This is a genomic window from Kitasatospora sp. NPDC052896, from assembly GCF_044547075.1.
Taxonomy (GTDB): Bacteria; Actinomycetota; Actinomycetes; order Streptomycetales; family Streptomycetaceae; genus Kitasatospora.
Genome location: NZ_JBITZU010000003.1, coordinates 21490 through 32785, shown reverse-complemented (window position 1 = coordinate 32785; position 11296 = coordinate 21490). Strand labels below are relative to the sequence as shown.

The 11296-nt window shown below is 74.2% G+C and carries 1 pseudogene; it reads right to left on the bottom strand.

The annotated features are described in order from the left end of the window. Positions 1 to 31: 31 nt before the first annotated feature. A pseudogene (locus ACIGXM_RS08825) lies at positions 32 to 11275 on the bottom strand (type I polyketide synthase); the annotation flags it as partial. Positions 11276 to 11296 lie beyond the last annotated feature (21 nt).

Genomic DNA, 11296 nt, shown 5'->3' with positions numbered 1-11296 from the left:
GTGGTAGTGCGATTCGGTGGAGCCGCAGGGGTCAGGAACCGTCGAGTTCCTGGTCGATCAGCTCGAAGATGTCGTCGATGGTCGCGGCCTGGAGCCGCTCGTCGGACCCGTCCGCGTTCCCGTCGTCCGCGCCGGCCACGGAGGTGTCGCCGAGCGCGGCGAGCACGCTCTGCAGGCGTGTCCGGACCCGGGAGCGCACGACTTCGTCGTCCGAGCCGATCGCGCCGAGGACCGCCTCGAGCCGGTCGATCTCGCCGAACACCGCCAGCGCCGGCGCCACCTGCCGAGGCGCGAGGTCCGTGCGGACCCGCTCGGCCAGCGCGAGGGGGGTCGGGCAGTCGAACACCAGCGTCGCGGGCAACCGGAGTCCGGTGGCGGCGCCGAGCCGGTTGCGCAGTTCCACGGCGGTCAGCGAGTCGAAGCCCAGGGCCTTGAACTCGCGGCCGCGCTCGACGTCCTGCGGACCGCCGAGCCCGAGCACCGCCGCCACGTGCGTGCGCACGACATCCAGCAGGAGGCGGGTCTGCTCCCCCTCCGGCAGGCCGCTCAGCCGCCGCTGGAGGGTGTCCGCACCGCCCGTCGCGGCCTCGGCCGTGCGCCGCGCGGGCGCGCGGACCAGACCGCGCAGGATCGCCGGAACCGTGGCCGAGGTGGCGCCCCGGTCGGCAGAGGAGTCGAAGCGCACCGGAGCCACCAGGGCGTGCTCGCCCGACCGGGCGGCGTCGAAGAGCGCCAGGCCCTCCTTGGCCCGGAACGAGACCAGCCCGGAGCGCGCCATCCGACTCCGGCCCGACTCGTCCATCCCCGCCGCCATGCCGCCCTCGGCCCAGGGGCCCCAGGCCATGGCGGTCGCGGGCAGGCCGGCCGCGCGCCGCCGCAGCGCCAGCGCGTCGAGGAACGCGTTGGCCGCGGCGTAGTTGCCCTGCCCGGCGCTGCCGAGGGTGGCGGCGATCGAGGAGAACAGCACGAAGGCCGACAGGTCCAGCTCGCGGGTGAGCTCGTCCAGGACGAGGGCCGCGTCCACCTTCGGGCGCAGCACGGCGTCCAGCCGCTCGGGGGTCAGCGAGGCGACCGTGCCGTCGTCCAGCACCCCGGCCGCGTGGACCACCGCGGTCAGCGGGTGGTCGGCGGAGATCCCCGCCAGCAGTTCGGCGACGGCGTCCCGGTCGGCCGCGTCGCAGGCCGCCACGGTCACCTCCGCGCCCAACTCCACCAGCTCGTCGCGCAGTTCGGACGCCCCCTCGGCCGCGAGGCCGCGTCGGCTGGTGAGGACGAGCCGCCGTACGCCGTGCTCGGTCACCAGGTGCCTGGCGACCACGCCGCCGAGCGCGCCGGTGGCGCCGGTGACCAGCACCGTTCCGTGCGGGTCGAGCGCGGCCGGCACGGTGAGCACGAGCTTGCCGACGTGCCGGGCCTGGCTGAGATGACGCAGGGCCTCGGGAGCCTGCCGCACGTCCCAGCCGGTCACCGGCAGCGGACGCAGCACGCCCAGCTCGAACAGCTCCACCAGCGCCTGGAGCATGGTGCCGATCCGGTCCGGCCCCGCCTCGATCGTGTCGAAGGCGAGGTAGGACACGCCCGGATGGGCCGCGGCGACCTCCTCGGCACCGCGGACGTCCGTCTTGCCCATCTCCAGGAAGCGCCCGCCGTCGCCCAGCACCCGCAGCGAGGCGTCGACGTACTCGCCGGCCAGCGAGTTCAGCACCACGTCCACGCCACGGCCGCCGGTCTCCGCCAGGAACCGCTGCTCGAAGTCGAGCGTGCGGGAGGAGGCGAGGTGCGCCTCGTCCAGGCCACCGGCCCGCAGCGCCGCCCACTTGCCGGGGCTCGCGGTGCCGTAGACCTCGGCGCCGAGGTGGCGCGCCAGCTGGGTGGCCGCCATGCCGACGCCGCCCGCCGCCGAGTGCACCAGCAGCGACTGACCGGGGCGCAGCCCCGCCAGGTCGACCAGCGCGTAGTAGGCCGTGAGGAAGACGATCGGCACGGACGCGGCCTGGGCGAAGGTCCAGCCGCGCGGCATCCGCGCCACCATGCGGTGGTCGGCGACCGCGAGCGGCCCGAAGGCCTCGGGGATCATGCCCAGCACGCGGTCCCCGGGGGCCACGCCGGTGACCCCGGGCCCGGTCTCCAGCACGATGCCGGCGGCCTCGCTGCCCAGCGAGGCCGCGCCCGGGTACATGCCCAGCGCGATGAGCGCGTCCCGGAAGTTCACCCCGGCGGCGCGGACCGCGATCCGGACCTGCCCCTCGCCCAGCGGGGCCGTGGCGGCGGGGTTCTCGGTCAGCGCCAGGCCGTCCAGCGTGCCCGTGCCACTGGTCGTCAGCCGCCAGCCGACGGAGCCGGGGGCGGGGCGCAGGGCCCCGCTGGTCCCCGTCCGGGCCAGCCGGGGGGCGTACGCCACGCCGCGGCGCACCGCGAGCTGCGGCTCGCCCGCGGCCGGCACGGCCAGCAGGGCGCGGGCGGAGTCCTGGTGGCCGTCCAGGTCGACCAGGAGGATCCGGTCCGGGTTCTCCGACTGCGCGGACCGCAGCAGGCCCCAGGCCGCGGCCTGGGCCGGATCGGCCACGGCCTCGCCGGGCTCGGGGGCGACCGCGCCACGGGTGAGCAGGACCAGCCGCGACTGCGCCGTCCGCTCCTCGGCCAGCCAGGCCCTGACCAGTTCGAGGACCTGACGGGTCGTCCTGCGGACGTCGGCCGCGCTCCCGCCACCGGGTGCCGCGATGGCGAGCACCACGTCCGGTGGCGTGGCACCGGCGTCGACGGACGCGATCAGCGCCGCGAGGTCGGGGTGGAGCGCGACACGGCCGCCGGTCTCCGCCAGCACGACGGCGGTCACCGTGGGCTCGGTCTCGCCGAGCAGGGCCCAGCCGCCGCGCGGAACGCTCTCGGTCCGCGCGGCGGACCCGGCCGGTCCGGTCGCGAGGGACACCGTTGGCCAGGTGATCCGGTACAGCTCGTCCTGGTGCTCGGGGCGTCGCGCCTGGGCGAGCTGGTCGCCCGAGACGGGGCGCAGGACGAGGGAGTCGATCGCGGCGACGGGATGGCCGGTGCCGTCGGCGACCAGCAGGGAGACGGCGTCCGGACCGGCCGGAGCCAGCCGCACCCGCAGGGCACTCGCACCGGTCGCGGACAGCCGGACCCCACTCCACGAGAACGGGATCCGCCCCTGCCCGGTGTCGGGCAACAGCCCACCCAGACCGACCGCGTGCAACGCCGCGTCCAGCAACGCCGGATGCACACCGAACCCGCCGACCTCCGTACCCTCCGGCAACGCGACCTCGGCGAACACCTCCCGACCCCGCCGCCACAACCCGCGCAACCCCCGGAACACCGGACCGTAACCGAACCCGAGCTCCGCCAACCGCTCGTAGTAACCCCCGGTCCCCACCACCTCGGCGGCGAGGGGCGGCCAGGACGACAGCTCCTCGTCGGTCGCCGGCTGCGCGGTGGCCAGGGTGCCTGTGGCGTGCGAGGTCCACGGATCGTGGGCCTCGGCACTGTCCGGCCGGGAGTGCACCTGGACGGTGCGGCGGCCGGACTCGTCGGCGCCACCCACCGCGATCTGCAACTGGACCGCGCCCTGCTCGGGCAGAACGAGCGGCGCCTGGAGGGTCAACTCGTCCAGCAGGCCACAGCCCACCTCGTCGGCCGCCCGCAACGCCAGATCCACCAGCGCGGTACCCGGCAACAGCACCACGCCCATCACCACGTGCTCCGCCAACCAGGGCTGAGCGGAGAGCGACAACCGCCCCGTCAGGAGCGCACCTTCACCACCGGCCAGCGCGAGCGCGGCACCGAGCAGCGGGTGCTCGGCCGACCGCAGGCCGGCGCTCGTGAGTTCGCCGACCGTGGGCTGCGTGTCGAGCCAGTAGCGGCGGCGTTGGAAGGCGTAGGTGGGCAGGTCGACGCGCCGGGCACCACGGCCCGCGAACACCGCCTCCCAGTCGAGGGCGACACCGTGCGCGTGGAGTTGGGCCAGGGCGGTGGTGAAGGCCACGTCCTCCGGACGGTCGGCACGCAGGGCCGGGACGGTGACGGCATCGGAGTCGGCCAGCGTCTCCTGGGCCATCGCGGTCAGACCGCCGGGGCCGATCTCCAGGTACGCGGTCGCGCCCTCGGCCGCCAGCGCCCGGACCGCGTCGGCGAACCGGACGCTGTCACGGACGTGACGCACCCAGTACTCCGGATCCCCCAACTCGCCCTCGGCGACGAGCCGTCCGGTCAACGTGGAGACGATCGGCAGCGTCGGGGCACCGAAGGTGACACGCTCGGCCACCGCACGGAACTCCGCCAGCATCGGCTCCATCAACGGCGAATGGAACGCGTGCGACACCGTCAACCGCTTCGTACGACGACCCTCGCCCGCCAACACCTCCACGACCTCGGCCACCGCGTCCTCGGCACCCGAAAGCACCACCGACGACGGCCCGTTGACCGCCGCAACCCCCACCCGGTCCACCAGATCACCCAGCAGCGGCAACACCTCGTCCTCCGAGGCCTGCACCGCCACCATCACACCGCCACTCGGCAACGCCTGCATCAACCGCCCACGAGCGGCTACGAGTTGAGCAGCGTCCGCCAGTGAGAACACCCCCGCCACATGCGCGGCAGCCAACTCACCGATCGAGTGCCCGGCCAGGAAGTCCGCCCGCACACCCCACGACTCCACCAACCGGAACAGCGCCACCTCCACCGCGAACAATGCGGGCTGAGTGAACTCCGTCCGGTTCAGCAGCTCGGCATCCGCACCGAACACCACCTCACGCAACGGCCGTTCGAGATGAACGTCCAGATGCGCGCAGACCTCGTCGAAGGCGTCCGCGAACACCGGGAACGACGCGTACAACTCGCGCCCCATCCCCAACCGCTGACTCCCCTGCCCCGAGAACAGGAACGCGAGCCTGGCGTCCGCGACCGCGACACCACGGACCACCGAGCCGGACGGCTCGTCGCCTGCCAGTGCGCGCAGGCCCTCCAGCTTTCCGGCCATGTCCGGGGCCACCACCAGTGCGCGGTGCTCCAGCGGGGCGCGGGAGGTCGCCAGCGACAGGCCGACGTTCGCCACCCCGAGCTCCGGGCGCTCGGCCAGGTACGAGCACAGCCGCTCGGCCTGCTCGCGCAGTGCCTCCGGGGTGCTCGCGGAGAGCACCCACGGCACGCCGGACTCGGACGCCGAATCGGTAGGAGCCTGAGTCGGCTCACCCACCGGTCGTACGGGCGCCTGCTCGATGATCACGTGCGCGTTGGTACCACTCACCCCGAAGGAGGAGATCCCCGCTCGGCGCGGCCGGCCGGGGTGCGACCAGTCGACGGGCTCGGTCAGCAGCTCCACGGCCCCGGCGGACCAGTCCACGTGCGGCGTGGGCTCGTCCACGTGCAGGGTCTTCGGCAACACCTCGTGCTGGAGCGCCTGCACCATCTTGATGATGCCGCCCACCCCGGCCGCGGCCTGGGTGTGCCCGATGTTGGACTTCAACGAGCCCAACCAGAGCGGCCGATCCTCCGGGCGGTCCTGCCCATAGGTCGCCAGCAGCGCCTGCGCCTCGATCGGGTCACCCAGCGTCGTCCCGGTCCCGTGCGCCTCCACCACGTCCACGTCCGCCACGGACAGCCCCGCGTCCGCCAGAGCCTGCCGGATCACCCGCTGCTGCGCGGGGCCGTTCGGCGCGGTCAGGCCGTTCGACGCACCGTCCTGGTTGATCGCGGAACCCCGCACCACCGCCAGCACCGGATGCCCGTTGCGCTCCGCGTCCGACAACCGCTCCACCAACAGCACGCCCGCACCCTCGCCCCAGCCGGTGCCGTCCGCCGCGGCGGCGAACGGCTTGCAGCGGCCGTCGGCGGCCAGCCCGCGCTGGCGGCTGAACTCGATGAAGGCGTTCGGGCTGGACATCACGGTGACGCCACCGGCGAGCGCGAGCGTGCACTCGCCGCGCCGCAGCGCCTGCGCCGCCAGGTGCAGGGCGACCAGCGAGGAGGAGCACGCGGTGTCCACCGTCAGGGTGGGCCCCTCCAGGCCGAAGGAGTAGGCGATCCGGCCCGACACCACACTCGCCGAACTGCCGGTACCGATGTAGCCCTCCAGGTCCCGCGGCACGCTCAACAGGCGTGCCGCGTAGTCCTGGTAGCCGGAACCCATGAACACGCCGGTCCCGGTACCCCGCATCGTCGTCGGGTCGATCCCGGCCCGCTCGAACGCCTCCCAGGTCAGCTCCAGCAGCAACCGCTGCTGCGGGTCCATGGCGAGCGCCTCACGCGGCGAGATGCCGAAGAAGGCGGGGTCGAAGTCGGCGACGTCGTAGAGGAATCCGCCGTCCTTGGCGTAGCTGGTGCCCGGCCGGTCCGGGTCGGGGTCGTAGAGCGTCTCCAGGTCCCACCCGCGGTCCGCCGGGAACCCGGCCACCGCGTCACGGCCCTCGGCCACCAGCCGCCACAGTTCCTCGGGCGAGCGCACCTCGCCCGGGTAGCGGCAGCTCATCGCCACGATGGCGATCGGCTCGTCGTCGCGGAGTGCGGGTGCGGCCGTGGCGACCGCGCCCGAACCCGCACCCGCACCCGCACCGGTCAGCTCGGTGCGCAGGTGTGCGGCCAGCACGGTGGGTGACGGGTGGTCGAAGACCAGGGTGGCCGGCAGCCGGACGCCCGTCGCCCTGGTCAGCCGGTTGCGCAGCTCGACGGCGGTCAGCGAGTCGAAGCCCAGCTCGCGGAAGGCGCGGTCGGCGGCCACCGACTCCGCACCGCTGTGGCCGAGCACCGCGGCCGCCTCGGTCCGGACCAGTTCGAGCACCGCGCGTCCCTGCTCGGCCCCGGAGAGCGCGGTCACCCGCTGGACGAACGCGGGCACGGCGCCGTCGGGAGCCCCGTCCGTGTCGGCGGTGGCCGCCAGCGCGGCCTGGACCTCGGGCAGGTCGCCGAGCAGCGGGCTGGTCCGCAGCAGGGTGAAGGACGGCGCGAACCGCTCCCAGACGACGTCCGCGACCATCACGGTGGTCTCGTCGCGGTCCAGCACGCCCCGCAGCGCGGAGATCGCCAACGCGGGGGCGAGCGCGGGCAGTCCGCGCAGCCGCAGCCGGTCCTCGGCGTCACCGTCCTCGACCATGCCGCCATCGGCCCAGGGTCCCCAGGCCACCGCCGTGCCCGCCAGCCCGCGGGCCCGGCGCCGCTCGGCCAGCGTGTCGAGCGCGGCGTTGGCCACCGCGTAGGCGGCCTGGCCGCCGGCGCCCCAGACGCCGGAGATCGAGGAGAACATCACGAACGCGTCCAGCGGGCGCTCGCCCAGCAGCTCGTCCAGGTGCAGCGCACCCGCCGCCTTCGCCGCCAGCACCCGCGCGAACTCCTCCGGTGTCGTGTCGGCGAGCAGACCGGGCGTGCCCACGCCGGCGGCGTGGACCACGGCGGTCAGCGGGTACTCGGCCGGCAACCCGTCGAGCAGCCGCGCCAACGCCTCCCGGTCGGCCACATCGCACGCGGCGATGGTGACCTCGGCACCCAACGCCACCAGCTCGTCATGGAGTTCAGCCGCCCCCTCGGCCGCGGGGCCACGCCGGCTGGTCAACACCAGGTGCTCGGCGCCGTTGCGCGCCAACCAGCGTGCCGCGTGACCGCCGAGGGCACCCGTACCACCGGTGATCAGGACGGTCCCGCTCGGCCGCCAGGCGGCTCCCGCCGTGACCGTGCCCTGCGGAGCGCGCGCCAGCCGCCGGACGAAGACGCCCGAGCCGCGCACCGCCAGCTGGTCCTCGTCACCAGGTCCGGCCAGCACTGCGGCCAGCCGGCGGGCCGAGCGCTCGTCCAGCACGTCCGGGAGGTCCACCAGGCCGCCCCAGCGCCGGGTGTGCTCCAGTGCCACCGTCCGGCCCAGCGCCCACACCTGCGCCTGGTGGGCACTGCGGATCGGGTCGGAGGAGCCGATGGACACCGCGCCCCGGGTGGCGCACCAGAGCGGAGCGTCCAGGCCCGCGTCACCGAGTGCCTGGACCAGCGCGAGGGTCGCGGTCAGGCCCGCCGGCAACACGCCGTGGACGGGGTGCGGCCGTTCGTCCACCGCGAGCAGGGACAGCACTCCGGCGACGGTCACGGGCTCCGCGTCGGGATCTGCCGCGACGAGGTCCCCGAGGACGCTGCGCAGCTGCTCGGCGAGGGCCTCGCGGCCGGCCTCGGTGTCCACGTGGACCGGCAAGGCCTCGGCGCCGTGCTCGCGCAGAGCGCGCATGACGGCCGACGCCCAGGGGTCGCCGTCCTGTCCGGCGGGCAGCACGGCGAGCCAACGCCCGGTCGGCTTCGCGTCCTTGAGCTCGGCGGCGGGCTTCCAGACGATCCGGTAACGCCAGCCGTCCACCGTGGACTGCTCCCGATGCTCGCGCCGCCAACTGGAGAGCGCCGGCAGCACGGAGGTCAGCGGGGCGTCCTCGGCCACCTGGATACGGCCCGCGAACGCCTCCAGGTCCTCGTGCTCAACCGTCTCCCAGAAGCCGGCCTCGACGGGGTCCACGGCGGCGACCGGGTCGGCCGAGAAGACCGATGACTCCAGCCAGTAGCGTTGGCGTTGGAAGGCGTAGGTGGGCAGGTCGACGCGCCGGGCACTACGGCCCGCGAAGACTGCCTCCCAGTCGAGGGCGACGCCGTGCGCGTGGAGTTGGGCCAGGGCGGTGGTGAAGGCCACGTCCTCCGGACGGTCGGCGCGCAGGGCCGGGACAGTGACGGTATCCGAGTCGGCCAGGGTCTCCTGGGCCATCGCGGTCAGACCGCCGGGGCCGACCTCCAGGTACGCGCTCGCGCCCTCGGCCGCCAGCGTCTGGACCGCGTCGGCGAACCGGACCGTGTGGCGAACATGACGCACCCAGTACTCCGGATCCCCCAACTCGCCCTCGGCGACGAGCCGTCCGGTCAACGTGGAGACGATCGGCAGCGTCGGAACGCCGAAGGTGACACGCTCGGCCACCGCGCGGAACTCCGCCAGCATCGGCTCCATCAACGGCGAATGGAACGCGTGCGACACCGCCAACCGCTTCGTACGACGCCCCTCGCCCGCCAACCGCCCCGCAAGCTCCAGCACCGCGTCCTCGGCACCCGAAAGCACCATCGAAGACGGCCCGTTGACCGCCGCAACCCCCACCCGGTCCACCAGATCACCCAGCAGCGGCAGCACCTCGTCCTCCGAGGCCTGCACCGCCACCATCACCCCACCCGACGGCAACGCCTGCATCAACCGCCCGCGAGCAACGACGAGTTCAGCGGCGTCCGCCAACGAAAGGACGCCCGCGACATGCGCGGCAGCCAACTCACCGACCGAATGCCCAGCCAGGAAGTCCGCCCGCACACCCCATGACTCGACGAGACGGAACAGCGCCACCTCCACCGCGAACAACGCGGGCTGAGTGAACTCCGTCCGGTTCAGCAGCTCGGCTTCCGCACCGAACACCACCTCACGCAACGGCCGTTCGAGATGAACGTCCAGATGCGCGCAGACCTCGTCGAAGGCAGCCGCGAACACCGGGAACGACGCATACAACTCACGCCCCATCCCCAACCGCTGACTCCCCTGCCCCGAGAAGAGGAAGGCGACCTTGTTCTTCCGTGCCGCGACGCCACGGACGAGGTCGGCGTCGACCGCGTCCCGCGCCAGTGCCTCCAGGCCGCGCAGTAGCCCGTCCCGACCGGCGCCGACCACCACGGCCCGGTAGGGCAGTGCGGCACGCGAGGTGGCCAGCGAGAGGCCGAGGTCGGCGGGAGCGAACGCCGGCTGCTCCGCCAGGTGGGCCAGCAACCGCCGGGCCTGCTCGCGCAGTGCCTCCGCACTGCGGGCCGAGACCGTCCACGGCACCGGGAGGGCGGTCGCGTCGACGGTCCGCCCGCCCGTCTCGGGCCGTGCGTCCGCCTCCTCCGCCACCACCGTCCGGGCGGGCACCGCTTCGAGAATCACGTGGGCGTTGGTCCCGCTGACGCCGAACGACGACACGCCCGCCCGCCGAGGGTGGTCGTGCTCCGGCCAGGCCACGGCCTCGGTCAGCAGCCGCACGGCCCCGGCCGACCAGTCCACGTGCGGCGAGGGCTCGTCCAGGTGCAGCGTGCCCGGCAGGGTGCCGTGCCGCATCGCCATCACCATCTTGATCACGCCCGCCACGCCGGCCGCGGCCTGGGTGTGACCGATGTTCGACTTCAGCGCCCCCAGCCACAGCGGCCGGCCCTCCGGGCGGTCCTGCCCGTAGGTCGCCAGCAGCGCCTGCGCCTCGATCGGGTCACCCAGCGCGGTCCCGGTCCCGTGCGCCTCCACCGCGTCCACCTCGGCCGCGGACAGCCCCGCGTCCGCCAGGGCCTGCCGGATCACCCGCTGCTGCGCGGGGCCGCTCGGCGCGGTCAGCCCGTTGGAGGCGCCGTCCTGGTTCACCGCCGAACCCCGGACCACGGCCAGCACCTGGTGGCCGTTGCGGCGCGCGTCGGACAGCCGCTCGACCAGCAGCATGCCGACGCCTTCGGCCCAGCCGGTGCCGTCCGCCGCGGCGGCGAACGGCTTGCAGCGGCCGTCAGCCGCCAGCCCGCGCTGCCGGCTGAACTCCATGAACGCGCCGGGCGTCGACATCACGGTCACGCCGCTCACCAGGGCCAGCGCGCACTCCCCGCGTCGCAGCGCCTGCGCCGCCAGGTGCAGCGCCACCAGCGAGGACGAGCACGCCGTGTCCACCGTCACCGCCGGCCCCTCCAGGCCGAAGGAGTAGGCGATCCGACCGGAGATCACGGCGGCCGCGTTCCCGGTGCCCAGGTGACCGTCGAAGTCCTCCGGCGAGTTGGACAGCCGTGCGTAGTCCTGCCCGTTGGTGCCGGCGAAGACGCCGGTCCGCGTGCCCCGCAGCGCGCTCGGGTCGAGGCCGGCCCGCTCGAAGACCTCCCAGGTGGTCTCGAGGAGCAGCCGCTGCTGCGGGTCCATCATCAGCGCCTCGCGGGGCGAGATCCCGAAGAACCCGGCGTCGAACTCGGCGACGTCGTGCAGGAAGCCGCCCTCGCGGACATGGCAGGTACCCGCGTTGTCGGGGTCGGGGTCGTAGAGCGCGTCCAGGTCCCAGCCGCGGTCGGTGGGGAAGCCGCCGATCGCGTCGCCGCCCTCGGCGACCAGCCGCCACAGGTCCTCGGGTGACGTGACACCGCCCGGGAAGCGGCAGCTCATCGCCACGATCGCGATGGGCTCGGCGGCGTCCTCCATCAGCTTCCGGTTCTGCCGGCGCAGCCGCTCGGTCTCCTGAAGGGAGGCCCGCAGTGCTTGAACGATCTTCTCGTTCGAGGTGGTCATCATCTGCTCCGT